This window comes from Curtobacterium sp. SP.BCo, from assembly GCF_051903265.1.
Classification (GTDB): Bacteria; Actinomycetota; Actinomycetes; order Actinomycetales; family Microbacteriaceae; genus Curtobacterium.
The window spans coordinates 1,595,823-1,622,240 of the sequence record NZ_CP194337.1; the positions used below are offsets into that span (position 1 = coordinate 1,595,823).

Annotated in this window: 22 protein-coding genes and 1 riboswitch; of the genes, 14 read left to right on the forward strand and 8 right to left on the reverse strand. The window is 71.9% G+C overall.

What is annotated here, in order from left to right:
- Positions 1-448 precede the first annotated feature (448 nt).
- Together ACRQ4B_RS07685 and ACRQ4B_RS07690 are read right to left on the reverse strand one after the other, a co-directional pair.
- Positions 449-1,009: a YceI family protein gene (locus ACRQ4B_RS07685; RefSeq protein WP_439694108.1), complete on the reverse strand. Its 561-nt coding sequence runs from the start codon at positions 1,007-1,009 to the stop codon at positions 449-451.
- Positions 1,010-1,137: 128 nt separating this feature from the next.
- Complete coding sequence (locus tag ACRQ4B_RS07690; RefSeq protein ID WP_439694109.1) at positions 1,138-2,082, reverse strand: hypothetical protein; 945 nt, start codon at positions 2,080-2,082, stop codon at positions 1,138-1,140.
- A gap of 663 nt (positions 2,083-2,745) precedes the next feature.
- Between ACRQ4B_RS07690 and ACRQ4B_RS07695 the strand changes: the two genes are divergently transcribed.
- The 8 genes from ACRQ4B_RS07695 to ACRQ4B_RS07730 all read left to right on the forward strand — a co-directional run bounded on the left by ACRQ4B_RS07695 (position 2,746) and on the right by ACRQ4B_RS07730 (position 12,038).
- Complete coding sequence (locus ACRQ4B_RS07695) at positions 2,746-3,750, forward strand: aldo/keto reductase family protein (RefSeq protein ID WP_439694110.1); 1,005 nt, start codon at positions 2,746-2,748, stop codon at positions 3,748-3,750.
- A gap of 266 nt (positions 3,751-4,016) precedes the next feature.
- Positions 4,017-4,460, forward strand: coding sequence for a GtrA family protein (locus tag ACRQ4B_RS07700; RefSeq protein ID WP_439694111.1), 444 nt, complete (start codon positions 4,017-4,019; stop codon positions 4,458-4,460).
- Positions 4,457-5,983 (forward strand): glycosyltransferase, encoded by a 1,527-nt coding sequence (locus ACRQ4B_RS07705; RefSeq protein WP_439694113.1) that lies wholly within the window; start codon positions 4,457-4,459, stop codon positions 5,981-5,983. Before ACRQ4B_RS07700 ends, ACRQ4B_RS07705 begins: the two co-directional genes overlap by 4 nt.
- Positions 5,980-7,968 carry an ArnT family glycosyltransferase gene (locus ACRQ4B_RS07710; protein WP_439694115.1) on the forward strand — a complete coding sequence of 663 codons (1,989 nt, stop codon included), beginning with the start codon at positions 5,980-5,982 and terminating at the stop codon, positions 7,966-7,968. Before ACRQ4B_RS07705 ends, ACRQ4B_RS07710 begins: the two co-directional genes overlap by 4 nt.
- Before the next feature lie 341 nt (positions 7,969-8,309).
- Entirely contained in the window at positions 8,310-9,146 is an 837-nt protein-coding gene (locus tag ACRQ4B_RS07715; protein ID WP_439694117.1) for a DUF4397 domain-containing protein, read from the forward strand.
- A gap of 100 nt (positions 9,147-9,246) precedes the next feature.
- On the forward strand, positions 9,247-10,398 hold the full coding sequence (locus tag ACRQ4B_RS07720) for a glycosyl hydrolase family 8 (protein WP_439694119.1): 1,152 nt from the start codon (positions 9,247-9,249) through the stop codon (positions 10,396-10,398).
- Between the two features lie 206 nt (positions 10,399-10,604).
- Entirely contained in the window at positions 10,605-11,198 is a 594-nt protein-coding gene (locus ACRQ4B_RS07725; RefSeq protein WP_439694120.1) for a class F sortase, read from the forward strand.
- Between the two features lie 45 nt (positions 11,199-11,243).
- A complete protein-coding gene (locus ACRQ4B_RS07730; RefSeq protein WP_439694122.1) occupies positions 11,244-12,038 on the forward strand; it encodes a polyprenol monophosphomannose synthase in 795 nt (264 codons plus the stop codon).
- Between the two features lie 89 nt (positions 12,039-12,127).
- Here ACRQ4B_RS07730 and treZ read toward each other — a convergent pair whose 3' ends face one another.
- Genes treZ through glgX form a run of 3 tightly spaced genes read right to left on the reverse strand, consistent with a single transcriptional unit; the run spans position 12,128 to position 18,584 of the window.
- Positions 12,128-13,882 carry a malto-oligosyltrehalose trehalohydrolase gene (gene treZ / locus ACRQ4B_RS07735; protein WP_439694123.1) on the reverse strand — a complete coding sequence of 585 codons (1,755 nt, stop codon included), beginning with the start codon at positions 13,880-13,882 and terminating at the stop codon, positions 12,128-12,130.
- Complete coding sequence (treY, locus tag ACRQ4B_RS07740) at positions 13,879-16,341, reverse strand: malto-oligosyltrehalose synthase (protein WP_439694124.1); 2,463 nt, start codon at positions 16,339-16,341, stop codon at positions 13,879-13,881. The genes treZ and treY overlap by 4 nt, the downstream gene beginning before the upstream one ends.
- Positions 16,338-18,584 (reverse strand): glycogen debranching protein GlgX, encoded by a 2,247-nt coding sequence (glgX, locus tag ACRQ4B_RS07745; protein ID WP_439694125.1) that lies wholly within the window; start codon positions 18,582-18,584, stop codon positions 16,338-16,340. The genes treY and glgX overlap by 4 nt, the downstream gene beginning before the upstream one ends.
- A 128-nt stretch (positions 18,585-18,712) precedes the next feature.
- Between glgX and ACRQ4B_RS07750 the strand changes: the two genes are divergently transcribed.
- The 5 genes from ACRQ4B_RS07750 to ACRQ4B_RS07770 all read left to right on the forward strand — a co-directional run bounded on the left by ACRQ4B_RS07750 (position 18,713) and on the right by ACRQ4B_RS07770 (position 22,865).
- A complete protein-coding gene (locus ACRQ4B_RS07750) occupies positions 18,713-19,036 on the forward strand; it encodes a hypothetical protein (protein ID WP_079238514.1) in 324 nt (107 codons plus the stop codon).
- 82 nt (positions 19,037-19,118) lie between these two features.
- A riboswitch (TPP riboswitch) is annotated at positions 19,119-19,228 on the forward strand.
- Positions 19,225-19,866 carry an ECF transporter S component gene (locus ACRQ4B_RS07755; RefSeq protein ID WP_439694126.1) on the forward strand — a complete coding sequence of 214 codons (642 nt, stop codon included), beginning with the start codon at positions 19,225-19,227 and terminating at the stop codon, positions 19,864-19,866. Its footprint overlaps the riboswitch before it by 4 nt.
- A complete protein-coding gene (locus tag ACRQ4B_RS07760) occupies positions 19,863-21,437 on the forward strand; it encodes an ABC transporter ATP-binding protein (protein WP_439694127.1) in 1,575 nt (524 codons plus the stop codon). The genes ACRQ4B_RS07755 and ACRQ4B_RS07760 overlap by 4 nt, the downstream gene beginning before the upstream one ends.
- A complete protein-coding gene (locus ACRQ4B_RS07765; RefSeq protein WP_439694128.1) occupies positions 21,434-22,246 on the forward strand; it encodes an energy-coupling factor transporter transmembrane component T family protein in 813 nt (270 codons plus the stop codon). Before ACRQ4B_RS07760 ends, ACRQ4B_RS07765 begins: the two co-directional genes overlap by 4 nt.
- Positions 22,239-22,865 carry an ATP-binding protein gene (locus ACRQ4B_RS07770; protein ID WP_439694129.1) on the forward strand — a complete coding sequence of 209 codons (627 nt, stop codon included), beginning with the start codon at positions 22,239-22,241 and terminating at the stop codon, positions 22,863-22,865. Before ACRQ4B_RS07765 ends, ACRQ4B_RS07770 begins: the two co-directional genes overlap by 8 nt.
- A gap of 33 nt (positions 22,866-22,898) precedes the next feature.
- Here ACRQ4B_RS07770 and ACRQ4B_RS07775 read toward each other — a convergent pair whose 3' ends face one another.
- The gene (locus tag ACRQ4B_RS07775; RefSeq protein WP_439694130.1) at positions 22,899-23,474 is read right to left on the reverse strand and encodes a TetR/AcrR family transcriptional regulator; all 576 of its coding nucleotides are present in this window, start codon (positions 23,472-23,474) and stop codon (positions 22,899-22,901) included.
- Between the two features lie 66 nt (positions 23,475-23,540).
- Between ACRQ4B_RS07775 and ACRQ4B_RS07780 the strand changes: the two genes are divergently transcribed.
- Positions 23,541-24,653, forward strand: coding sequence for an epoxide hydrolase family protein (locus ACRQ4B_RS07780; RefSeq protein ID WP_439694131.1), 1,113 nt, complete (start codon positions 23,541-23,543; stop codon positions 24,651-24,653).
- On the opposite strand, the gene ACRQ4B_RS07785 is transcribed toward ACRQ4B_RS07780, so the two are convergent.
- On the reverse strand, positions 24,622-25,599 hold the full coding sequence (locus ACRQ4B_RS07785) for a carboxypeptidase-like regulatory domain-containing protein (RefSeq protein WP_439694132.1): 978 nt from the start codon (positions 25,597-25,599) through the stop codon (positions 24,622-24,624). The genes ACRQ4B_RS07780 and ACRQ4B_RS07785 overlap by 32 nt on opposite strands.
- A gap of 194 nt (positions 25,600-25,793) precedes the next feature.
- Positions 25,794-26,402 carry a TetR/AcrR family transcriptional regulator gene (locus ACRQ4B_RS07790; protein WP_439694133.1) on the reverse strand — a complete coding sequence of 203 codons (609 nt, stop codon included), beginning with the start codon at positions 26,400-26,402 and terminating at the stop codon, positions 25,794-25,796.
- Positions 26,403-26,418 lie beyond the last annotated feature (16 nt).

The window sequence follows — 26,418 nt, forward strand, 5'->3', positions numbered from 1 at the left end:
GCGCCCGCCCGCCCCCGCTCGCGCCCGCGGGGACGCGCTCGTCGTCGTGGGAAGGCGAGCGGGCGGAACACGCGCGAGATTGACCCGCCCCGGGTGGTTTTCCGCCCGCTCGGTCGAGCGGGCGGATTCGGCCCCCGCTCGCCCGAGCGGGCGGCGCATTTCGCCCGCTCGCGTCGGGCGGGCGAAATCGGACGGGAAGGGAGCGCGGCCGTGCGCGAATTCGCCCGCTCGCGGATGACGAGCGTGGGCGACACGCGGGGTCCAGGAGCAGGCGCCGTCGCGAGCGGGGACGCAGCGTCGAGCGGCCCCGGGTACAGCGAACGGCCCGACTCCGTGGGGGAGGAGCCGGGCCGTTCGTCTCGGGTGCTGCAGCGTGCTGCGGTTCGGTGCCCTCAGATCACACGAGTGCCGTGGACCTGCGGATCAGGAGTTCGTCGGGGAGACGGAGTCAGGCCGCCTGGAGGACGAACTGCACGTCGAGGTTGATCGTCACGTCGTTGCCGAGCGTGAAGCCGCCGGCCTCGAGCGCCGCGTTCCAGTTCACGCCGAACTCGGTGCGGTCGATCTTCGTGGTCGCCTCGGCGCCGAGCTTGACCTGGCCGTAGCCGTCGGTGGTGACACCGCCGAACTCGGTCTTCAGCGTGACGTTCTTCGTGACACCGCGCAGCGAGAGCTCGCCGTCGATGAGCATGTCGTCGCCGTCCTCGCGAATGCCGGTCGACTTGAAGGTCATCTGCGGGTGCTCCTCGGCGAGGAAGAAGTCGCCGGTCGCGAGGTGCTGGTCACGCTGCTGCTGCTTCGTGTTGACGCTGGCGACGTCGATCGATGCCTCGAGCGTGGTGTCGAGCGGGTTCTCCGCGGTGACGAGCGTCGCGTCGAAGCGCTCGAACGAGCCCTTCACCTTGCTGATCGCGAGGTGACGCACCGAGAAGGTGACCTCGGAGTGGGTGGGGTCGATCTTCCAGGTGCCGGTCTGGTATCCGGGGATTGCGGAGGCGGTGAGCGCCATGGTGACTCCTTCGAAGCGTGTGGACTGCGTTCCCGAGCAGGCGTCGGGCGGAAACTGATTCCATGCGCCTGCATCGAAGTTGATGCTAGCCCATTGTGCACCCAAATGGTTGAAGCGTCAACCAATGTTCATCCCGTCGTCGCGAGCCGGACTGCCGGGCGGGTGTCGTGCCTCCCGGCAGTCGCCCCGTCGACCAGACGCCGGACCCGCGCGACGAACGTCTCGACGGCCGATCCGACGTCGTCCGCGGTGGCGCGGACCAGCCACCAGCCGACGTCCCGGAGTTGCTCGCCCCGCGTGAGGTCCTTGCGGAACGCGCGTGGGTCCGTTCGGTGGAGATCGCTCTCGTACTCGATCGCAACCCGCGCCTGCGGGTACGCGAGGTCGACACAGGCGACCCATCGCCCGTCCTCGACCACGTCGTGGTTCAGTGCCGGCTGCGGGAGTCCTCGGCGGGTGAGAGCCAAGCGGAGTCGGGTCTCGCCCGGTGAACGTGAACCCGGTCGGATCTCGGAGAGCGCAGCGCGGACCTTCCGGATCCCTCGGGCGCCGCGGTGTCGGCGCGCGGCGGTGAGGAGCTCGTTGACCTCGCACCAGCCGAGCCATCCGACGAGTGCGTCGCCCACCACGATGAGCTCGTCGCGGCTCAGGAGGGTCGCGAGCGCGACGAAGGTGTCGGCTGGGTGCGTGAGTGCCGCGGTTCCGGAGTGCACGAGTCTGATCCGGTCGCGCCTACTGCGGTGGCCGACGGTGCCACGGACGCGGATCGCCTGGTCGGTGCCGACCGTCGTGATGTGGATCCGTGGGTCACGCTCGAGGCGGCGAGGGAGCGGGACACCGAGGATGACAGCCGCGGTGGTGTGGCTGAATGCCTGGTCCGGGCGCAGACGGGGGAGGACCGCTCGCGCCCGTTGCTCGTGGGACTCCGGGCGGGTCCAGGTGCGGATGCCGTGGAACGGTCTGAAGAGTGAACGCGATCGAAGTCGACCAGCGCTGATGCCGCGTCGGAGTGCCTCCCGCACCCGGAACGGGCGACCGCGGAGTGCGATGGGGAACGTTGCCTCGACCTGCATGCGGACATCGTGGCGGCCTCAGCAGCGGAGGTCGGGGTCGGTTCGTGGATCTGTGGATGGATCGGTCGGCTCGGGCTCTGTGGAGGGATTGCCCGGGTGTCGTGGGTGAGGCCGAGCGGGCGGAATTGCACGGGGATCGGACCGAACGCTGGGAGATTCCGCCCGCTCGCGCGGGCCCCCTGTTCTGACCGCTCGCGCGGCCGCTCGTTCCGCTCGCGCGGCCGCCGGAACAAGAAAACGACCGGGAGGTCCGATGCGAGCGGGCGGATTCGGTTCGTCTCCGGAACCTTTGGGCCCGATTTCCGCCCGCTCGCGCTGGCCAGACACGGCAACCCGAGATCCGGAGCGCGAGCCTGGAGGCGCGGTGCGAGCGGGCGGAATCGGTGCGCCTCCACGGCATGGGGGCGCGGAATCCGCCCGCTCGCGCACAACACGCGCACAACACGCGCACCCGCACCCGCGCCCGCACTCAGCACGAGCACGAGCACCCGCACCCAGCGCCCGCCCGCCCACCCGCACCCGCACCAGCGCCCGCCCACCCGCACCCGCATCCGCGCCCGCCCACCCGCGCCCCGCGCCTGGCATCCGCGCCGGCCCGCCCGCCCCCCGGCAGGTACTCGCACGGCCCCTCTGCGGGGCACGACCTCCGATAGCGTCAGCACCATGGAATTCAGGTACCTGGGCAACTCCGGACTCAAGATCTCCGAGATCACCTACGGCAACTGGCTGACGCACGGCTCGCAGGTCGAGAACGACGTCGCCACCCAGTGCGTGCAGGCAGCGCTCGACGCCGGCATCACCACGTTCGACACGGCCGACACGTACGCCAACACCAAGGCCGAGACGGTCCTCGGCGAAGCACTCAAGGGTGAGCGTCGCCAGTCGCTGGAGATCTTCACGAAGGTCTACTGGCCGACCGGTCCGAAGGGGCACAACGACACCGGCCTCAGCCGGAAGCACATCATGGAGTCGATCGACGGCTCGCTCGAGCGTCTCCAGACCGACTACGTCGACCTCTACCAGGCGCACCGCTACGACTACGAGACCCCGCTCGAGGAGACGATGCAGGCGTTCGCCGACGTCGTCCGTCAGGGCAAGGCGCTCTACATCGGCGTCAGCGAGTGGAACGCGGAGCAGATCCGCGCGGGTGCGGCGCTGGCGAAGGAGCTCGGCTTCCAGCTCATCTCGAACCAGCCCCAGTACTCGATGCTGTGGCGCGTCATCGAGGGCGAGGTCGTCCCGGCCTCGAAGCAGCTCGGCCTGTCGCAGATCGTCTGGTCGCCGATCGCGCAGGGCGTCCTCACCGGCAAGTACAAGCCGGGTCAGCCGCTGCCCGAGGGCTCCCGTGCCACGGACGAGAAGGGCGGCGCGGACATGATCAAGCGGTTCATGCGCGACGAGGTCCTCGAGGCCGTCCAGCGCCTGCAGCCGGTCGCGGACGAGGCTGGGCTCACGCTCGCGCAGCTCGCGATCGCCTGGACGCTCCAGAACGAGAACGTCGCGAGTGCGATCGTCGGCGCGTCCCGTCCGCAGCAGGTCACCGACAACGTGAAGGCCGCGGGCGTCACGCTCGACGCCGACGCGCTCGCGGCGATCGACGCCGCGCTGGGGGACATCCCGGAGCGCGACGCGTCGAAGAACGTCAGCCCGGCGTCGCGCCCCGCGTAGACGCGACCGACCCTCGGACTGGAGGCGCGGTGCCAGCTGGCACCGCGCCTCCAGTCCGTCCTGGCGTTGCAGACTGCACCGGCCGTCCCGCAGATGAACGGCACGTGTCGCGAAACTGGCAGAATCCTCCGTAAGCCTGTACCCCTCCCAATCCGCACCGAGAAGTCCCCCGAATCGGGGGCATGACCCGAACCGATACCCCCGTTGTGGTGTCAGCCGCCACCGGCGGTGTACCCGTCCCGCGAACCGCGCCCTTCGCGCGTCTGGTGACCCTCGCGCGCCAGCTCGTGACGTTCGGCAGCATCGGCGCCGTCTGCTTTGTCATCGACCTCGGCGTCTACAACCTCCTCCGCGCGACCGTGATGCCCGACGGTCCGATCGCCGCGAAGATCGTGTCCGCCGTCGTCTCCACGGCCGTCGCGTGGATCGGCAACCGGTTCATCACGTTCCGCGCCGAACGCCAGACCGGCCGTCGGGAGACCCTCCGGGAGGGGCTCCTCTTCGCGGCCACGAACCTGATCGGGCTCGGCATCGCCGCGGCTTGCCTGTTCGTCTCGCACTACGTCCTCGGTTTCACCTCCACCCTCGCCGACAACGTCGCCGGCAACGGGGTGGGCCTCGTGCTCGGCACCGCGTTCCGGTTCGCCGCGTACAAGGCCCTCGTCTTCCGTTCCACCGACGCTCGCCCGAAGGAGGTCCCGGTCGCATGACTCGGACGATCGCATCACTGGTGACGGCCGCAGGGCCGTTGCTCCAGCCCAACGACGGAACGGCTCCTTCGAGCGTGCCGAACCGCGGGACCACCGACGTGCCGACGGGAGGCTCGGGTCAGGTCTCGCAGGCCGCCTGGTCGCTCGGCGAGTGGATCGGCTACTCCGCCCTCATCGCCATCTCGGTGCTTCTCACGATCATCGCGCTCACCACCCTCTGGTGGATGCTGCACGCATGGCGCTCCCGCGACGCGCTGAAGTCGACGAGCTTCAGCCAGACCCCGCGGCCGGCGGCACACCGGTTCACGCTCCTCGTACCCGGTCGGCACGAGCAGGACGTCATGGGCGAGACCCTCGACATGCTCGCGCAGCAGGACCACCCCGACTTCGAGATCATCGCGATCGTCGGCGAGGACGACCCGGAGACCGACGCCGTCGTGCGCGCCGCCGCCGCTCGGCACCCCGACCTGATCAAGGTCGTGGTGGACGACACGGCGCCGAAGAACAAGCCGAAGGCCATGAACCTGGCGCTGCAGTACGCCACCGGCGACATCGTCGGGGTGTTCGACGCGGAGGACGAGGTCTACCCGAAGCTGCTGTCGCTCGTCGACTCGCGCTTCCAGGAGACCGACGCCGACGTCGTGCAGGGCGGCGTGCAGCTGATGAACTTCAAGTCGAGTTGGTGGTCGCTCCGGAACGTCCTGGAGTACTACTTCTGGTTCCGTTCCCGCCTGCACTTCCACGCCGGCTCGAAGTTCATCCCGCTCGGCGGCAACACCGTGTTCGTGACCCGTTCGCGGCTCGAGTGGTCGAACGGGTGGGACGCGCACTGCCTCGCCGAGGACTGCGAGCTCGGCGTCCGGCTCTCCGCCGACGGCGCCAAGGTCGTCGTCGCGTACAGCCCCGAGGCCGTCACCCGAGAGGAGACCCCGCCCACGTTCGCCTCCCTGCTCAAGCAGCGGACCCGGTGGAACCAGGGCTTCCTGCAGGTGCTCGGCAAGGGGGAGTGGAAGAAGCTGCCGTCCTTCCGACAGCGGTTCTTCGCCCGCTACATGCTGACGATGCCGTTCATCCAGGCGGCCACCGGACTCCTCATCCCGCTGAGCGTCGTGATGATCCTGTTCGTCAAGGTGCCGACGGCGATCGCCCTCGTGTCGTTCGTGCCGCTCGCACCGACGCTGATGCTCCTCGCCGTGGAGGTCGTCGGACTCAACGAGTTCGGCCGCCTCTACAAGGAGAAGGTCCGGATCCGTGACTACGTGAAGCTCGTGCTCGGCCTCGTGCCGTACCAGGTGTTCCTCGCGGCCGCAGCGGTCCGTGCGGTCGTCCGGCACGCCAAGGGACAGAACGGGTGGGAGAAGACCGAGCACACCGGCCAGCACCGCACGGCCGCGCAGCCGGCGGGCGAGGTCGTCGGGTTCGCGACGTCGTTGACCGGCGCTGCGTCGGCGCCCGCTTCCGCTTCCGCTTCCGCTTCCGTTCCGCGTGAGCTCGCCGACTCGACCACTGGAGGGACCCGATGACCGCCAGCATCACGAACACCACCGGCATCCCGATCCGCGGTGCCGTCGCCGGCTCGGGGGTCGGGGTCGGCGCCTGGTTCCGCCGGCACGCCGCGAGCCTCGGCTGGCTGCTGCCCGTCCTCGCCGTCACGGTCGTCGTGCAGGACTGGAACATGTCCGGCACCCCGCAGCGGATCGACGACGAGGGCACGTACACCGCCCAGGCGTGGGCGATCGCGCACCTCGGCGAGATCACGCACTACACGTACTGGTACGACCACCCGCCGCTCGGGTGGATCCAGATCGCCGGCTACACCTCGCTGACCGGGGCGTTCGCGCGTTACCCGTTCGCCGTCGAGGCCGGCCGTGAGGCGATGGTCTTCTTCGCCGCCGTCTCGAGCATCCTGCTGTTCGTGCTCGCCCGTCGTCTCGGTGCCGGCCGGGCCACCGCCGCTGCCGCGGGCCTCGTGTTCGCCCTGTCGCCGCTCGCGCTGCAGTACCACCGCACGGTCTACATCGACAACGTCGCGACGCCGTGGCTGATCGCCGCGTTCGTCCTCGTCCTGAGCCGCCGCCAGCAGCTGGCCGGGTTCGCCGGTGCTGCCGCGTGCCTCGGGGTCGCGGTGCTCTCCAAGGAGACGTACCTGCTCGCCCTGCCGTTCCTCATCTGGATCGCCGTCCGTCGAGCCGACAAGAGCACCCGCCGGTACACGCTCAGCGTCGCCGGAGCCGTCCTCGCCGTGATCGGTGGTGGCTACCTGCTGCTCGCCGCGGTGAAGGGCGAGCTGCTGCCCGGTGCCGGACGCGTCAGCCTGCTCGAGGGCATCACCTACCAGCTCGGTTCCCGGGCCGCGTCGGGTTCGGTCTTCGACGCCGGCAGCCTCGCCAACGACGCCGCGTCGCAGTGGTGGCAGCTCGACCCGGTGTTCATCGTGCTCGGCTCAGCGGCGGCCGTCGTGGGGCTGTTCCTGCGCCGGGTCCGCCCCATCGCCGCGATGCTCGTGTTCCTCCTGCTCTTCATGTTCCGTCCGAACGGGTACCTGCCCGTGCCGTACGTCATCATGCTCATCCCGTTCGCGGCACTGCTCGTCGCGTACACCGCCGAGCGGGCCGTGCTGGCGATCGCCGGACGACTGCGGACCAGCACGCGGCTCGGGGCCGTTACCCGTCGGGGACTCGGCGTCACCTGGGCAGTCGTCACGGCGGCCGCACTCGTCGTCGCGGTGCCGCTCTGGGGTGGCCAGCTCCGCGGGTTCCTGCTCGGCAACCTCGACCTGCCGATGCAGCAGGCCGAGCAGTGGGTGGGCGACAACGTGCCGAAGTCCTCCCGCCTGCTCGTCGACGACGCCATGTGGGTCGACCTCGTGCAGGACGGCTTCGCCCGGAACAACGTCGTCTGGTACTACAAGCTCGATACCGACGCCGCGGTGGAGCGCCAGTCGCCGAACGGCTGGAAGGACTCCGACTACGTCATCACGACGGACTCCATGCGGACCGGCGGCAACTCGTCGTCCGACATCCGGCAGGCGATCGAGAACTCCACCACCGTGGCCGCGTTCGGGACCGGCAACCAGAAGGTCGACGTCCGACGCATCCACGCCGAGGGCCGCTCCGCTGCCGCCGAGGCCATCACCGCCGCGTCGAACGGGCGGAAGACGCTCGGCACCGAACTGGCCGCGAACCCGGGACTCCGGGCGGACAGCGGGACGAAGTCGCAGTTCCGTGCTGGCCAGGTCGACTCCCGGGCGATGATCGCGCTCGGCCAGGTGCTCGCCGACCAGTCCGTGCGGGTCGACCGGTTCACGCCGATCACCGGCGAGACCGGGCAGCCGTTCCGGCGGGTGGTCCTGCACGCCGCCGACGCCGCCGGGGCCACTCGGGTCGCAGCCACCCTCGACGCGATGTCCGACCGGTTCCGCCCGACCGACGTCGAGCGGGACGGCACCCGGCTGACGGTGACGTACGCGCCGGCCGACCCGACCACGACCGCGACGAGCGCCTCGTGACCGGGGCCGGCTCCGGTCGAGGTGTCGCGCGCGGTCCCTGGCGCGAGCGGGCGGATTCGCGCCGGATCCGTCCCGAGAGCGAGCAGGAAACGCCCGCTCGCGCAACCAAGGCCAGCACCAGCACCACGAGCACGACTGGTCCGGAGCGCGGTCCCTGGCGCGAGCGGGCGGAATCGCACCGGATCCGTCCCGAGAGCGAGCAGGAAACGCCCGCTCGCGCAACCAGGGCCAGCACCCGCACCCGCACCCGCATTCGCACTCGCACCCGAGCCACGACCCGCACCCCATCCGCACCGCAGCACGCGCACCAGACCCGAACCACGACCCGAAGGAGCACCACCATGCCCGCACCCCGTCGCACCCTCGTCGTCGGCGCCCTCGCAGCGTCACTCGTCGCCGCCGCCGTCGGCCTCGCCCCGCAGGCGGCAACCGCAGCCACCGCGGCCACCGCCGTCCCCGCAGCCGCCACCGGGAACGAGGGCTGGCTCCGCATCGGACACCTCTCCCCGGACACGAAGGGCGTCGACGTCGAACTGTCGAGCCTGGCCGGCGGCAAGAAGGTGTTCGAGCTCGACGACGTCACCTACGGCCAGGTCAGCCCGTACCAGGAGCTCCCGGTCGGCACCTACGTCCTCTCGATGCGCGCCGCGGACGCCCCGGACTCGACGCCCGTGATCTCCACCGACGTCACGGTGGACAAGGGTGACGCGAGCACCGTCGTCGCGTACGGCAAGAACGACTCCCTCAAGACGACCGCGTTCACGGACGACCTGCAGCAGCCCGGCGACGGCAAGGCGAAGCTCCGGCTCGTGCAGGCCGCGACGACGGCCAAGTCGGTCGACGTCAGCACCTCCGAGGGCACCGCCGTCGCCGAGGACGCCGCCTTCGGCACCGCCACGAAGTACGCCACGGTCGCCGCCGGTAAGTGGACGCTCGACGTGTCCGGCAGCGGCCAGCAGGGCACCGCCAAGGTCGACCTCGCCGGCAACACGGTGTCGACGTTGTTCGTGCTCGACGACAGCAAGGGCGACCTCACGGTCGTGCCGGTTACCGACGCGGCTGCCACCGCCGCCACCCCCACGGGAGGCGTCCAGACCGGCGGTGGCGGCGCAGCCGCCGACCCGACCACCCAGGCGCTCCACGAGCTCGTCGCGACGTTCCGTTCGCTGTTCCGCTGATCGACGCCCTGGCCTGGAGGCGCGGATCGCCCCAGCCGATCCGCTCACGTGATCCGCACCTCCAGTCCGACCCCCGCACCCCCTCAGGAAGGCAGGCCGCATGACCCGCAGGACCTGGATCCCCGTGACCGCCGCAGCCGCGCTGGTCGTCGCCGTCGGCGTCGCACTCGTCGCGGTGCGCCCGTGGGGCGACCCCGCGCCGCAGGCCGGGGGTGCGTCGACCCCGACGTCCTCCGCAGCACCGGACGCGGCGCGCTCCCCGAAGCAGCTCCGCACGGACTTCCTCGACCGGTACGTCCGCGACGGCCGTGTCGTCCGGACCGACCAGGGCGGCGACACCGTCAGCGAGGGACAGGCGTACGGACTGCTGATCGCCTACGCGAACGACGACCGGGAGACCTTCGGGGAGATCTGGTCGTGGACGAAGCGGCACCTGCTCACCGACGACGACCTGCTGGCCTGGCGCTGGACGCCCGACGAGGGTGTGGCGGACGAGCAGTCCGCGTCGGATGCCGACCTCGACGCCGCGCGTGCACTCGTCCTCGCGGGGGCGGAGTGGGACGAGTCGCGGTACACGACGGCCGGGAAGGCGATGGCGTCCGCGATCCTCGAGCACGAGACCGCCACCACCGACCTCGGCACGATCCTGCTGCCCGGGCCGTGGGCCGACTCGGAGCCGTACCGGTACGACGCTTCCTACGCGTCGCCCGCGGCCTTCGAGGTCCTCGCGGAGAAGACCGGCGACGACCGCTGGAAGGCGCTGTCGACGGGCTCGCGAGCGGTGACCGCCGCCGTGCTCGACGAGTCGGACCTGCCGAGCGACTGGTCACAGGTCCACGCCGACGGCAGCGTCGACCCGATGCCGGCGACGGGCGGGGACGGCCGCGTGGTCTACGGCTACGACGCCATGCGGATGCCGCTCCGGTACGCCGAGGGCTGTGCGGCCGCGGACCGGTCCCTCGCCGGGTCGATCGCGCCGACACTGCGGCGGAGCACCCAGCTCGCGGCGCAGCTCGACCTCGGTGGGACTGCCGTGACGGGTGACACCAACGCGCTGGCCTACGTGGCGCGCGCGGCGGCGGAGCAGGCGTCCGGGCAGACCTCGGCCGCGACGGCGGACCTGCGCCGGGCGGACCGGACGGCAGCGACGACGCCGACGTACTACGGGGACGCGTGGGCGGCGCTCGGCACGACCATGCTGACCTCGGACGTGCTCGGCGGCTGCGGCACGACGGCCGGGGGTGCCTCGTGAGCGCGGGGCGGCGCCGGGCGGACGGGCCGCGACCCGAGTCTCGGCCCGCGAATCCCGAGTCTCGGGGTGAACGACAGATCGCGCGGTCTCGTGCCCGAGGAACGTCGCCCAGGCCGAGTCTCGGGGCCTGGGCCCGCCGCCGCGGCGTCCTCGTCGGCGCGGTCGTCGCGGCGGTCGTCGTGGCGGGCGGGGTCGCGGGGGTGGCGGTGGCGACGACCAACGGCTCGTCGGGCAGCGCAGGCTCCACGAACGCCGCAGGCTCCACGAGCACGCCGTCGGCATCGACCTCGCCGGCGTCCGGGCGGAACGCAGCGGACGGTTTCCAGGACCCGGCAGCCCCCGTGGCCGACTCCGACGCGACACCCGTCTCGGTGACGATCCCGGCGATCGGCGTGTCCTCGTCGCTCGAGGACCTCCACCGCGGCGCGGCCGGCGAGCTCGACCCGCCGAAGGACTGGGACAGCGCCGGGTGGTTCAGCGACGGGATCGTCCCCGGGCAGGTCGGCCCAGCCGTCATCGCCGGGCACGTCGACAGCCCCACCGCAGCAGCCGTCTTCTTCCGGCTCGACGAACTGGTGGCCGGCGACGAGATCCACGTCGCCATGTCCGACGGCACCACCCGCACCTTCACCGTGGACCGGTCGGAACGCGCCGCGAAGTCGGCCTTCCCGACGAGCGACGTCTACGGCACCGCACCCACACCGCAACTGCGTCTGATCACCTGCGACGGCACGTTCGACACGGCCACAGGGCATTACACGGACAATCTGATCGTGTTCGCAGACCTCTCCTCGGACTGACGCAGCTGTCCACCGATATCTTCGATGTCAAGCGCAAGGAGCACCATGAGCACGACACTGGTCATCATCCCGACCTACGACGAGGCGGAGAACGTCCGTCCCATCGTCGCGCGCACCCTCGCCGCGACCGACGACACCGTGCACGTGCTCGTCGTGGACGACAACTCCCCGGACGGCACCGGTGACATCGCCGACGAGCTCGCCCGCGAGACCGATCGGGTCCACGTCATGCACCGCACCGTGAAGGACGGCCTCGGCGGCGCGTACCTCGCGGGCTTCGCCTGGGGCCTGGAGCACGGCTACGACAAGCTCGTCGAGATGGACGCGGACGGCTCGCACCACCCCGAGTACCTGCCGTGGATGATCGAGCTGGCGGACACGAACGACCTCGTCCTCGGCTCCCGCTGGATCAAGGGCGGCAAGGTCGAGAACTGGCCGTGGTACCGGGAGCTGCTCTCCCGCGGCGGCAACCTCTACACGCGGATGGCCCTGGGCATCGCCACGCGCGACGCGACCGGCGGCTTCCGGGTGTTCACCTCGCGAGCGTTCGAGCGGATCGACCTCGCCGGCGTCGCGTCGAAGGGCTACTGCTTCCAGGTGGACCTCTGCTGGCGCGCGCTCGAGGCCGGGCTGCGTGTCGTGGAGACCCCGATCACGTTCACCGAGCGCGAGTTCGGCGTCTCGAAGATGAGCGGCAACATCGTGCGCGAGAGCCTGACACTCGTCACGAAGTGGGGCATCGACCGCCGCATCCGCGAGGCGCGCTCCCTGGTCAAGGACCACCGTCGGCTGCCGTCCGTGCGCGCGAACGCGCACGCGGTCGCCGACCACGCGGCCTGAGACCGCACCCCTGACGGACGGGAGGCCCGTGGCGGATCCGCCACGGGCCTCCCGTCCGTCACCTGGTCGCGGTGCGCGGTGTGCCCCGGTCAGCGGAGGACGACCACGCCGCGGCCGCGGAAGCGGACGCAGTCGGTAGTGACCTCGGCCTCACCGAAGCGGTAGAGCTCCTCGCCCGTCGCGCCGGGTACGGGGACCTCGGCCGCGTCGTCGAGGAAGTTCACCACGACGTGCACCGGCGAGACGTCCGGTCCGAGCAGCCCGCGAGTGAGGACGAGCCAGCGGCGGTCCTCACTGAACCGGACGGCGTTCGCCTCGTAGCGCGGGTCGACGAAGGCCTGGTCGGTCCGACGGAGCGCGACGAGCACCCGGTAGGCGCGGAGGATGGTCGCGCCCCGCTCGGAGTCGACGTCCGCCCAGTCGAGCTTCGAGTTCGTGAACGTCGACGGGTCCTGCGGGTCGGGCACCGCCGACTCGTCCCACCCGTGCTCCGCGAACTCCGCGATGCGCCCCTCAGCGGTCGCCTTGCCGAGCTCTGGTTCCGGATGCGAGGTGAAGAACTGCCACGGCGTCGTCGCGGCGAACTCCTCGCCCATGAAGAGCATCGGGGTGAACGGCCCGAGCAGCGTGAGCGCCGCGGCGATCACGAGCCCCTCGTCGTCGAGCGTCGCCGCCAGGCGGTCGCCCGTCGCACGGTTGCCGATCTGGTCGTGGTTCTGGTTCGCGACGATCAGTGCGGTCGTGGGGGAGGACCCGCGGTCGATCGGGCGCCCGTGCCGCTTCCGCCGGAACGACGACCACGTACCGTCGTGGAAGAACCCGTGCTCGAGGACCTTCGCGAGCGCGGACAGCGGTGCGAAGTCGGCGTAGTAGCCGTTCGTCTCACCCGTCAGGGCCACGTGCACCGCGTGGTGGAAGTCGTCGGACCACTGTCCGGCGAGCCCGTACCCGGAGGACTCCTGCGGGCGGAACATCACCGGGTCGTTGAGGTCGGACTCCGCGATGAGCGACAGCGGTCGGCCGACGAACGCCGAGTACGCGTCGGTCTCGCTCGCCATGTCCGCGAGCACGTGCGGACGCGAGGTGTCGCGGATCGCGTGCACCGCGTCGAGCCGGAGCCCGTCGACGTGGTGGTCACGGAACCACATCCGCACGTTGTCGAGCACGTACCGGCGGACCTCGGGGTGCTCGACGTTCACCGAGTCGCCCCAGGTGTTCGACAACCCCTGCTGCAGGTACGGGCCGTACAGCGGCAGGTAGTTGCCGCTCGGACCGAGGTGGTTGTAGACGACGTCCTGGATCACGCCGAGACCCAGCGCGTGCGCCCGGTCGACGAAGCGGTCGTAGGCGTCGGGCCCACCGTACGGCGCGTGCACGGCGAACCAGCCCACCCCGTCGTAGCCCCAGTTCCACTCGCCGTTGACGGCGTTCACCGGCAGCAGTTCGACGAACGAGACCCCGAGTTCGACGAGGTGGTCGAGGCGGTCGGCCGCGGCGTCCAGCGTGCCCTCCGGCGTGTACGTGCCGACGTGCATCTCGTACACGACACCGCCGCGTGCCGGGCGTCCGGTCCAGGCGTCGTCGGTCCAGGAGAACCGGGCGGGATCCACGACCTCGGACGGGCCGTGCACCCCCTCGGGCTGGAACCGGCTGCGCGGGTCGGGCCGGACGGCGTCGTCGTCCCCGAGACGGAAGCCGTAGCGCGCGCCGACGACGGGGACGATCGCGTCGGTCGTCCACCAGTCGTCGTCGCCCCGGGTCATCGGGTACTCGGTGCCGTCGACGACGAGGCGGACCCGCTCGGGGATCGGTGCCCAGACGGCGTAGCGGTCGGGTGCGGTCATGCGTGACCCTCCAGGATGTCGATCTCGGCCTGCGCATCGGACTCGGTCGTCGGCGCCGGGGCGGTCGTGTCGCCACCCGCGGCGCCGTGCTCTGCTGCGGCCGGAGCTGCTGTCGTGCCGTGGTCGGTCGCCGCGACGACGTGCGCGGGGACGAGCAGTGCGACCGGGTAGTCGGTGAGCAGCTCGGCCAGCGCGATCCCGCGACCTGCCGGGACGGCCCGACCGCTGAGCAGGTCGACGCGGTCGAGCGGCACGGCGTGCACGAGCGTGTCGCCCCAGCCGCCGACCCGTTCCAGCCCGATCGGCAGGCGGGTCGCGATCGTCACGGCGCCGCCGCGGTCGAACGCGACGACGTGGTCCGCCGCGCTGCCGGTTGACTCGAGTGCGAGGTACCGGGTGAAGAGTGCCGGGTGGTCGCGCCGGAGTCGGAGTGCCCGGCTCGTGACGAGGAGCTTCGCGGCGCCGTCGAGGCCGATCGTCGGCAGCTGCTCGGGACCGTCGTCGTCCGGTCCGTCGAGCTCGGCGAGCACGTGCCGGCGCTCGGCGTAGTCCACGGGGCGTCGGTTGTCCGGGTCGACGAGCGAGCGGTCCCAGAACTCGGTGCCCTGGTACACGTCGGGGACGCCGGGTGCGGTCAGCTGCACGAGCTTCTGTCCGAGGCCGTTCGACCACCCGGCCGCGTCGATCCGTTCGTCCAGCGCGTCGAGCACCGCGACCACCGCGGGGTCGTCGAACGCTGCGTCGACGAGGGCGTGCATGCGGCGTTCGAAGGCCTCGTCGGGGGCGGTCCACGTGGTGCTGTCGCCGGCTTCACGCGAGGCCTTCTCGGCGTAGGCGTGCAGGCGTTCGCGGCTGGCCGGCCGCGCGCCGACGATCGCCTGCCACAGCAGGTCGGCCAGCACGGCGTCGTCGAGCGGTGCGAGCGACTGCAGCCGTTCGAGCGTGGTGGTCCACTCCGCACCGAGCTCCGCCAGCACGGCGATGCGGGCGCGAGTGTCCTCGCTGCGCTTCGTGTCGTGCGTGGTGAGCGTCGTCATGGTGTGCGGCCAGCTGCCGAGGCGGTCGCGTTGGGCCTGGTGGAAGTCGTCCACCGACACGGCCCACACGCTCGGGTCGCCGCCGACCTCGCTGAGGGAGGTCAACCGGGAGGTCCGGTAGAACGCGGTGTCTTCAACGCCCTTCGCCATGACCATGCCGCTCGTCTGCTGCAACCGGATGGCCGCGGCGTTCGTCGGGTCGACCAAGGCAGGGGCGATCCGGTCGATCACCGGGTCGAGCTCGGGTCGCCGTGAGGCCGCACGCTCGAGCGCGTCGACGAGGTGGTGCGCGCCCTCGGGCAGGTAGGTGCGGTACACGTCGAACGAGGCGACGACCTCGGCCAGCGCGTCGACGAGGGTGGTGTGCGCGACGTCCGGCGCGACCGGGGCCAGCAGCCGTGCGAGGCGTTCGACCTCGCTGCCGAGGATGCCGTCCGCGATGCCGCGCCGGGTGTCGTGCGTCAGCTCCTGCCAGTCGGCGGGCTCCGCACCCGAGGCCGCGGTCAGCGCTGCCTCGGTGGCGGGGTCGACGAAGACGCGGTCGAGCACGCCGAGGGCGTCGTAGCCGGTGGTGCCGTCGACCGGCCACGACGCGGGCAGCTGCTCGCCCGGCTCGAGGATCTTCTCGACGAGGGTGTACGCGCCGCCGGTCAGCCCGGCGAGGTCCTGCAGGTACCCGGCGGGGTCGTACAGCCCGTCCGGGTGGTCGATGCGGAGCCCGTCGACGAGGCCGTCACGGAACCAGCCGCCGATCGTGGCGTGCGACGCCGCGAAGACCTCGGGCTCCTCGACGCGGATCGCGGCGAGGGTGTTCACCGCGAAGAACCGGCGGTAGTTCAGGTCGTGGTCGGCGCGCTTCCAGTGCACGAACTCGTAGTGCTGCCGGGCGTGCACGGTCTCCACCGTGTCGCCGTCCTGCACCGTGCCCGGGGCCGTCGGGTACGCGGTGTCGCCGAGGTACAGCCTGCCGTCCCGCAGTTCGACGGCGTCCAGCAGCCGGTCGTCGAGGACCGGGACCCGGAGCTTGCCGTCGCCGGCCGTCCAGTCCACGTCGAACGCCCACGCAACCGGGGATCCCTGACCGTGTTCGAGCAGGGACCACCACCACGGGTTCGCCGCCGGCGTGGCGACGCCGACGTGGTTCGGGACGACGTCGACGAGCACGCCGAGCCCGGCCGCGTGGGCCGCCTCGGTCAGCGCCCGGAACGCGTCGTCGCCGCCGCGGTCGGTGTCCACCCGGGTGTGGTCGACGACGTCGTAGCCGTGCTGCGAGCCGGGCTCGGCCTGCAGCACGGGGGAGAGGTAGAGCCAGTCGGCGCCGAGGTCGCGCACGTAGTCGACGACGTCCCGTGCGGCGGCGAGGTCGAAGTCCGGCGTGACCTGCAGCCGGTAGGTCGACGCCGGGACCCGACGCGCGGTCACTGCTGTCCGCCGGCAGCTGACGGCGCGGGTGACCCGGCCGGGTTGGCGGGCGTCACTGCCTCCTGCGGGGTGGGCGTCGCCGGGCGGGCCGAGTCGGTGTCGACCGGTGTGACGGTGACCTCGTGGTCGGGCTCGGCACGGAGGACGATCATCGAACGGGCCGGGACGTCGAGCGGTGTGCCCGCCTCGAGCACCTCGTCGCGCGCACCCGGCTCGGCCGTGTCGATCCGTACGGTCCACCCGGGCGAGTACTCCTCCGGCGGCAGCGTGAACGTCACGGTGTCGTCGTGCGCGTTGAAGTACGTGATGAAGCCGACGTCGGTGACGCGTTCGCCGCGGACGTCGCGCCCCCGGATGCCGTCGCCGTTCAGGTACATGCCGACGCTCTTGCCGAACCCGGAGTCCCAGTCCTCCGGGTCCATCGCGTCACCGGACGGGGTGAGCCACACCACGTCGGGCAGCGGCTCGCCCTCGCCACGACGGACCGGGCGCCCGTTGAAGTACCGGGTGCGGCGGAACGTCGGGTGGTCGTGCCGGAGCTTCACGACGTCGGCCGTGAACTGGATGAGCTCGTCGTCCGCGGTGTCCCAGTCGATCCAGCTGAGCTCGGAGTCCTGCGCGTAGACGTTGTTGTTGCCCGACTGCGAGCGGCCGAGCTCGTCGCCGTGCGCGATCATCGGCACGCCCTGGCTGAGGAGCAGGGTCGCGAGGAAGTTCCGGCGGCGCTGCAGCCGCAGGTCGTTCACGGCCTCGTCGTCGGTCGGCCCCTCGGCACCCGAGTTCCAGGAGCGGTTGTGGCTCTCGCCGTCGTTGTTGTCCTCGCCGTTGGCCTCGTTGTGCTTCTCGTTGTAGGCGACGAGGTCGTACAGGGTGAAGCCGTCGTGCGCGGTGATGAAGTTGATGCTCGCCTTGGGCGTGCGGCCGTCGTGCTCGTAGAGGTCCGCCGAGCCGGAGATCCGGGAGGCGAACTCGCCCAGGGTGGACGACTCACCACGCCAGAAGTCGCGCACGGTGTCGCGGTACTTGCCGTTCCACTCGGACCACTGCGGCGGGAAGTTGCCGACCTGGTACCCGCCGGGGCCGACGTCCCACGGCTCGGCGATGAGCTTGACCTGCGAGACGATCGGGTCCTGCTGCACGAGCTCGAAGAACGCCGACAGCCGGTCGACCTCGTAGAACTCGCGGGCGAGCGCCGACGCGAGGTCGAAGCGGAAGCCGTCGACGTGCATCTCGGTGACCCAGTAGCGGAGCGAGTCCAGGATGAGCTGCAGCGAGTGCGGGTGTCCCACGTTGAGCGAGTTGCCGGTGCCCGTGTAGTCCATGTAGTACCGCTTGTCGTCGTCCACCAGGCGGTAGTACGCCGCGTTGTCGATGCCGCGGAACGACAGCGTCGGGCCGAGGTGGTTGCCCTCTGCCGTGTGGTTGTAGACGACGTCGAGGACGACCTCGATGCCGGCGCGGTGCAGCTCGCGCACCATCGTCTTGAACTCCTGGACCTGCTGGCCCTGGTCGCCCGACGACGAGTAGTGCGAGTGCGGGGCGAAGAACCCGATGGTGTTGTAGCCCCAGTAGTTCGACAGGCCCTTGTCCTGCAGGGTCGAGTCGTTCACGAACTGGTGCACGGGCATGAGTTCGAGCGTCGTCACCCCGAGCCGCTTGAGGTGCTCGATGACGGCCGGGTGCGCGACGCCGGCGTAGGTGCCGCGCTGCTCCTCGGGCACGTCGGGGTGCGTCTCGGTGAGGCCCTTCACGTGCGCCTCGTAGATCACCGTCTCGCCGTACGGGGTCCGCGGTGCGCGGTCGCCCTGCCAGTCGAAGAACGGGTTGATGACGACGCCCTTCATCATGTGCGACGCGGAGTCGTCGTCGTTCGTCGAGTCGGGGTCGCCGAAGGTGTACGAGAACAGCGACTGGTCCCAGTCGATGTCCCCGCTCGTCGCCTTGGCGTACGGGTCGAGCAGGAGCTTGGCGGGGTTCGCCCGCAGCCCCTTCGTGGGGTCGTACTCGCCGTGCACGCGGAAGCCGTACTGCTGGCCGGGTCCGACGTTCGGGAGGTACGCGTGCCACACGTACGCGTCGACCTCGACGAGGTCGATGCAGGTCTCGACGGTGTTGCCTGCACCGTCGTCGTCGAAGAGACAGAGTTCGACGCGCTCGGCGACCTCGCTGAAGAGCGCGAAGTTCGTGCCGCTTCCGTCGTAGGTCGCCCCGAGCGGGTACGGGTTGCCGGGCCAGGTGTGCAAACGGTCCTCCAGGTGTGGGTTGCGCCAACATATCGGTGCGGCTCGTCCGCGTCCGCAGACAAGCCCCAGCCGTGGACGGATCCCGCGCGGCGCCGCCTGTGGAGGAAGGTGCGAGTAGCCTCGCGCGCATGGCCAACATCGTCACGCAGATCGCAGAGAAGGTCCGCCCTGTGGGCGTGTCCACCAACTACGGGGAGCCCGTCGAGGTCGGCGACCAGACCCTCATCCCGGTGTCCCTCGGCTGGTTCGGTTTCGGCGGCGGTGGCGACGGCGACGAGAACGGCGGCGGTGGCGGCGGGGCCGTCTCCGTGCCGATCGGCGCCTACGTGCGTCGCCCCGGCAAGGACCTGGAGTTCGAGCCGAACCTGATCTCCCTCCTCGCGGTGAGCGTCCCCGTGATCTGGGTGACCGGCACCGTCCTGCGCAAGCTGGTGCGCGTCCTCAAGAAGTGACCCACTGACGGCCTGGAGGCGCGGTGCCAGCTGGCGCCGCGCCTCCCGGCCGTCATGCGGTCGCGTCCGCGTCTACACTGACGGGACACACACGGGAGTCCGGGACCGCCGGGCTGAGAGGGAGCGAACGGCGCTCCGACCGTCGAACCTGATCCGGATCATGCCGGCGCAGGGAGGAGTCCAGGACCATGTCCACACGCACGTCACCTGTCGTCCCGTCCATCCACGTCACGCGATCACTGCGCTGGCGGGTCGTCGACATCGTCGTCGCCAGCGTGCTCGCCGTCGCCATCGGCGTCGTCTTCAGGGTGTGGGAGTTCGGCTACGAGCCGCTCAGCGCCGTGATGACGCTGGTGCTCCCCGGCACGCAGGCGTTCTTCGGCGGGGTCTGGCTGCTCGCCGGACCCGTCGTCGCGATCATCGTCCGGAAGCCCGGCGCGGCGCTCTACGCCGAGATGGTCGCCGCCTCCGTCGAGGCGCTGCTCGGCACCCAGTGGGGCTGGCTCACGCTCGAGGCCGGACTCGTCCAGGGCCTCGGCGCCGAGCTCGTCCTCGCGCTGTTCCTGTACCGCGTGTACCGCCTGCCGGTCGTGGTCCTCGCCGGGGCCGCCGCCGGACTCGCGATGGGCATCAACGACACGGCGCTCTGGTACGCCGGGTACGACGCGGCCTTCACGGTCGCGTACGTCCTGTCCGGCATCGTCGGGGGCGCGGTCATCGCCGGGCTCGGCTCGTGGCTCCTCGTGCGGGCGCTCGCCGCGACCGGCGTGCTGTCGTCGTTCGCCGCCGGCCGTGAGCACTCCAGGCGCGGGACCCGCGCCGTCGCGTGACCACCCCGGCCGCGCGGATCACCTTCTCCGACTGGGGTTGGCGGTACGCGGAACGCGACACCTGGGCGGTCCGGGGCGTCGACCTGACGGTCGGACCCGGCGAGCGCGTGGCGATCGTCGGGCCGTCCGGAGCGGGCAAGTCCACGCTGCTCCGCGCCGTCGCGGCCGTGCTGCCGGACGAACCCGACCCCGACGACGACACCGCCGCGGCCGTCCAGGGCACGGTCCTGGTCGACGGCGCCGAGCCCCGCGCGGTCCGCGGGCGCGTCGGCCTCGTCATGCAGGACCCCGAGGCGCACACGGTGATGTCCCGCGTCGGTGACGACGTCGCGTTCGGCTGCGAGAACGCCGGCGTGCCCCCGGCCGAGATCTGGGACCGGGTGCGGTCGGCGCTCGACGTCGTCGGGCTCGACCTGGCGCTCGACCGGTCCACCACGATGCTGTCCGGCGGGCAACGGCAGCGCCTGGCCCTGGCCGGTGTCCTGGCGATGCGCCCGGGAGCGCTCGTGCTCGACGAACCCTGCGCCAACCTCGACCCGTCCGGGGTGGTGCAGGTGCACGACGCCGTCCGTGCACTGCTCGACGAGACCGGGGCGACCCTGCTCGTCGTCGAGCACCGGATCGGCACCTGGCTCGACCTCGTCGACCGGCTCGTGCTGCTCGAGCCCGCCGGGGGCGTCGTCGCCGACGGCACCCCCGCCGAGGTGCTCGCCGCACACGGTCCGGCGCTCACCGCCGCCGGCGTCTGGGTGCCGGGTTCCGAGCCCGAGCGTGGCTCCGCCCGCCGGGGCACCCGCACGCCACCGCGAGCGGGCGGTTCCCGCGCGGTGGACGGCGTCGGAGCGGACGCATCCCGCCCGCTCGCGCCCGAGGGGTCCGTGCTGCTCGAGGCGCGGGCGCTCGGGACCGCCCGGGGCAGACGACAGCACGTCGGGAGCGGCATCGACCTCGACGTCCGAGCCGGTCGGGTGCTCGCCGTCACCGGACCGAACGGCATCGGCAAGTCGACGCTCGGGCTCACGCTCGCCGGCCTGCTGCGTCCTGCCCAGGGAATGGTCCGCGCGACGCCTCCGCTCGCCGGCGGCGCGGGGGACGCTCCGATCCACTGGTCGAGCCGGCAGCTCGCCGCCCGGATCGGCACCGTGTTCCAGGACCCCGAGCACCAGTTCGTCGCCCGCACCGTCCGCGAGGAACTCGCCGTCGGTCCCCGGGCGGTCGGTGCCGAGGACGTCGACGAGCGGGTCGACGAGCTGCTCGAGGCATTCGGCCTCGTGCGCCTCGCCGACGCCAACCCGTTCACGCTCTCCGGGGGCGAGCAGCGTCGGCTGGCGATCGGGACCGTGATCGCTGCGCGGCCACCCGTCGTCGTGCTCGACGAACCGACGTCGGGGCAGGACCGGGCGACGTGGCAGGCCGTGGTCGACCGGCTCGGCGCGCTCGCCGACGCGGGCACCGCGATCGTGGCCGTCACGCACGACCAGGACCTCGTGCGTGCGCTCGACGCCGACGAGGTGGTGCTCGGCGCGACCGGGGCGACGGCCGTCGGGCCGACCACGGGGGTGCGACGGTGACCGCCCCGGGGACCGCGGCCGGTGTGCCCGGCCGATCCGTGCCTCCAGACGGGGTCCGCGGGGTCCGCGGGGTGCCCGGCGTCCAGCCGGTGGCGTCGCTGCTGGGCGTCCTCGCGCTCGGGGTGTGCCTCGTCCTGAGCCTGGACGTCGTGTCCGCGGCCGTCGCGCTCGTGCTCGAACTCCTGCTCCTGCCGCTGCTGCGGATCCCGCCGCTCACGCTGCTCCTGCGGACCGCACCCGTCCTGGTCGCCGTGCCGTTGACGGCACTGAGCATCGCCCTGTACGGGCGGCCCTCCGGACGGACGTGGTTCGACCTCGGGTTCGCGCACGTCACCGACGGATCGCTCGAGCTGGCGCTCGCGACGGCGCTGCGTGTCCTGGCGGTCGGGCTGCCCGCGGTGGCGCTGTTCGTCCGGGTCGACCCGACGGACCTCGCCGACGGGCTCGCGCAACTGCTGCGGTTGCCGGCTCGATTCGTGCTCGGGGCACTCGCGGCGATCCGGATGATGACGCTGCTCGGCGACGACTGGCGACAGCTCGGGATGGCCCGTCGTGCCCGGGGTGTCGCCGACACCGGGCGGCTGCGGCGCGGGGCGTCGATGGCGTTCGCGCTGCTCGTGCTCGCACTGCGACGGGCGACGACGTTGGCGGTGGCGATGGAGTCGCGGGGGTTCGGTGCGCCCGGACGGCGGACGTGGGCGCGGACCGCACGGTTCGCGGGGCCGGAGTGGGCGATGGTCGGGGTGCTCGTCGGCATCGGGGTCGTGTCGATCGCGGTCGCCGTGGGCGTGGGGACCTGGCGTGCCTGAGGACGTGGGGAGTGCGGGGACGGACCCGGCATCGGACCCCAAACCGGACTCGGACCCGGGACCGGGCTCGGACCCGGGCTCGGACCCGGGACCGGGCTCGGACCTGGTCGAGGGGCTCGCCGCGGCGGCCGCCGGTGTCGCGACCGCATCGGGTGGGCGCCTCGTGGTGCTCGTCGACGGGCGGTCCGGGACCGGGAAGACCACGCTCGGGAACGTGCTCGCCGACCGGCTCGGCGCGCAGGTCGTCCACCTCGACGACGTCTACCCGGGCTGGGACGGGCTGGCGGCCGCCGCGCAGGCCGTGGTGACCGACGTCCTGGGGGAGCCGTCGGGGTACCGGCGGTGGGACTGGGAGGCGTCGCGCCCCGCGGAGTGGACGTCGGTCGACCCCGCGCTGCCCGTCGTCGTCGAGGGGTGCGGGGCGCTCTCCCGCGCGTCCGCGCAGCTGGCGTCGCTCCGGGTCTGGCTCGAGGCCGAGGACGCGACCCGGTGGGAGCGGGCGATCGGGCGCGACGGGGAGTCCTTCGCGCGCCAGTGGGACCGGTGGGCGGCGCAGGAGGCGGCGTTCATCGCTGCCGAGGGGCCGGCGGGGCTGGCCGACGTGGTGGTGCGGACCTAGCGGGACGGGGATTTCCGAGCCGAGCGTGGTCCGTCAGGGGCCGGTGACGAGGCGTTGCACCGACTCCGCGATCCAGCCTCGGGTCGCCGGCGTGTCCTCGAGGTCGTCCCGGAGCATGCGGAAGCGAGCGGTGACACCGAGGACGAAGACGTCCACCGCTCGGGCTCGAGCGGCCGCGTCCGCCGGGGCCAGCCCGTGGTCTTCGAGCTGACGCTGCATCGGGGCGAACGACTCGGAGTCGAGGAACGCGGCGAGACGCGCTGCCGACGGGCCGTGCTCACCGGACGAACGGAGGAGCGCCACCAGTGGGTCGCCGTCCGCGAGGCGGGTCCAGCGTGTCATGACTGCATCACTGAGTCGTGCCCCGATGGACTCGAGCGGCCCGGACGCGAACCGGTCGACCGCCAGGTCGATGTCCGCGACGGCGTCGAAGAGTCCTTCCTTGCCGCCGAAGTAGCGGGTGATGAGGTTCGGGGACACCTCTGCGGCAGCGGCGATGGTCCGGACAGTCGTCGCCTGGTACCCGTCGCGACTGAACGCACGAGCCGCAGCCGACAGGATCCGCGCCCGGGTCCGGTTCGCGTCCTTCGCCTGACCAAGAGCTCCCACGCGGCGACCCTAGCGGTTCAGCGGCAGATGTGTACAGCCACACACACCATGTGTATGCTCGTACACATGACGACGTCCTTCCGCAGGGTCGACACCGCAGCGATCGCTGACCTGCAGGACCGGTTGGCTCGACGCCGCGCTCCGGTGCTGATCGACGGTGTCGCGTCCGCCGGGGTCGACCGAGATGCTCTGGCGGAACTCCTCGCGACCTGGAGGTCGGACTTCGACTGGCCGGCCGTGGAGGAACGGGTCGCTGCACTCCCGTGGGTGCGCGTCGGCCGGCTCGGCGTGGTGCACCGCCCGGCAGCGCGAGCGGACGCACCGACCGTCGTGCTCCTGCACGGGTGGCCCGATTCGGTGCTCCGGTACGAACGCCTCCTGCCGCTCCTCGACGACGTGCACGTCGTGGTCCCCGCGCTGCCCGGCTTCCCGTTCGCCGCGCCGTGGCCCGACGGGCCCGTCGACGTCGTCGCGATCGCCCACGCGGTGGCCGAGGCGATGGCAGCACTCGGGTACTCCGAGTACACCGTCTCGGCGGGCGACGTCGGTGCGGACGTCGCCGAGCACCTGTCGGCGATCCGCCCGGATGCCGTGGTGAGCCTGCACCTGACGAACATCTCGCCGCTGCACGCGGTGTTCGCTGATCGGGCGACCCTCTCCGCACCGGAGCTCGAGTACCTCGACGTGGTCGCTCGGTGGTCACGGGCAGAAGGGGCCTACATCGCTGCGCAGTCCAGCAAGCCGGCCACCCTCGCGGTCGGGCTCGCCGACTCGCCCGCTGGTCTCGCCGCGTGGCTCCTGGAGAAGCTGCACGCCTGGAGTGACGAGTTCCCCACCACCCAGCACGCCCTCGAGTGGATCAGCGCCTACTGGTTCACGAACACGATCGGGACCTCGTTCGCCACCTACGCCGCGTTCGTACCGCCGGTTCCGTACGTCGCGACCCCGACCGTCCTGAGCGTGTTCGCCCACGACACGAAACCGGCCCCTCGTGTGTTCGCCGAGCGCTTCGTCGACGTGCAGGAGTTCGTGGAGCACGAACGTGGTGGCCACTTCGCCGCGTGGGAGGAGCCGGAGGCCTACGCGCAGGACGTCCGGGCGGCGCTCGGACTCGCCGGGCGTGCTCCGCGGCGCAGCGTGCCGGCCGTCACTCCGGCACCGCCCCACCCCACCCGTTGAACCCACCGAACACGACCCGCACCGGCACGGCCTGCGCCCGGTCGGCCACGTACCGGTACACCCCGCCGGGACGTCCGAGCCACAGCACCCGCGCCGGCGTCCCGGTCGTCGCCGCCGTCCGGAGCTCCAGCACGTACTGCCCCGACGGGATCTGGAACTGCGCCGTCTGCTCGCTGTCGAGCACGGCCGAGAACCGGCTCGTGAACGATGCCCCGGTCGTCGCGTCCGTGACCACGACGCTCGCGCCGCTGAGCGCCGCCGACGGTGTGCGGGACGGCGTGGTCGCGAAGACGGACAGGTCGTAGTCGCTGTGCGCGTAGTGGCGTGACAGCGTCACCTGCGACGCTGGCACCGGCCCGCGCTGCTGGTGCACCCGGGTCTTCCAGACGGCGGGCGAGGCAGTACCGCTCGCGTACGCCTCGATGCGGTACTTCCCGGTGCTCAGGCCGACGAACCGGTACTCGCCCGCGCTGTCCGAGGTGGTCCGGAAGACCTGCGAGGTGTCCTCGTTCCACGCGTACATCAGGCGTCCGGCAGCAGGGCCCGTGGGGCCGACGACCCCGCCCTGCACGGTGGCGCCGAGCACGAGCGGCACGGTGACCGCGACCGTCGAGCCCTCGCGGACGGCGATGTCCGAGCGCAGCCCGGGCGCGTAGGTGTCCGCTCCGTGCGGCGGGAGCTGCCGGGTCGTCACCGTGACGGTGTCCGGGGCGGGGATGCCCACGAACGTCGCGGTCCCGTCGTCGTCGGTGGTGGCGTTCCCGACGACGGCGTCGAGGCCGATCGCCGCGAGCTCGACGTCCGCCAGCCGGATCGGGGTGCCGTCCGGGGTCGCGAGCTGCACGGTCACGGTCCCCGACCCGACCGCGGCCGCCGGTGGTGCCACACCGACCAGCGCGGCCGCCGTCAGTGCCACGGCGAGGGTCGTCCCCGTGATGAGTCGCATCGCGTTCCCCGATCGCCCGCCAGTCGTGCGTTGCGGGGGACTGTACGCGTCGACCGGCCCGGGCGCCCGCGCGCACCCGCCCGCGCGCACCCGCCCGCGCGCACCCGCCCGCGCGCACCCGCCCGCCCGCCCGCGCGCACCCGCCCGCCCGCGCACCCGCCCGCCCGCGCACCGACCCGCGCGCGCCGGCCCGGTCACTCCGACCCGACGCTCGGCTGCGCCTGCCGCAGCCCGGTGACCAGGAGCGTCACGGTCGTCCGCACGTCGTAGTCCGGGTCCTTCGGACTCCAGGCGACCAGGTCGCCGACCGCGCGGAGCAGTTGGTACGACGACACCGACGCGACCACCTCGCCGGACGCACGGGCTTCGTCGAGCATCCGTCCGAGCACCGGGACGAGCTCGTCGACGAAGAGCGTGTGCAGCGCGGTGAACCCGTCGGCGTCCCCCTCCCACACCCGTGCCAGGCCGTGCTTCGTGCCGAGGAAGTCGACGAACTGGTGCACCCAGCGCAGGATCGCGTCGAACGGCGACGAGGAGGCCGCGAGCAGTGCCGGGCCGGCCTCCGCCAGGGCCTCGATCTGGTGGCGGAAGACCCCGACGACCAGGTCGGACCGGGTCGGGAAGTGCCGGTAGAGCGTGCCGACGCCCACCCCCGCTGCCGCAGCGACCGCACGGACCGGCGCACCGACGCCCGAGGCGGCGAAGACGTCCGCCGCCGCATCGAGGATGGCGCGCTCGTTCCGTTCGACGTCACGTCGGCGTCGGGGCGCCCCGGTCTCGGCGCCGGGCGTCGCGGTGCTCATCCTCCGATCTTCGCAC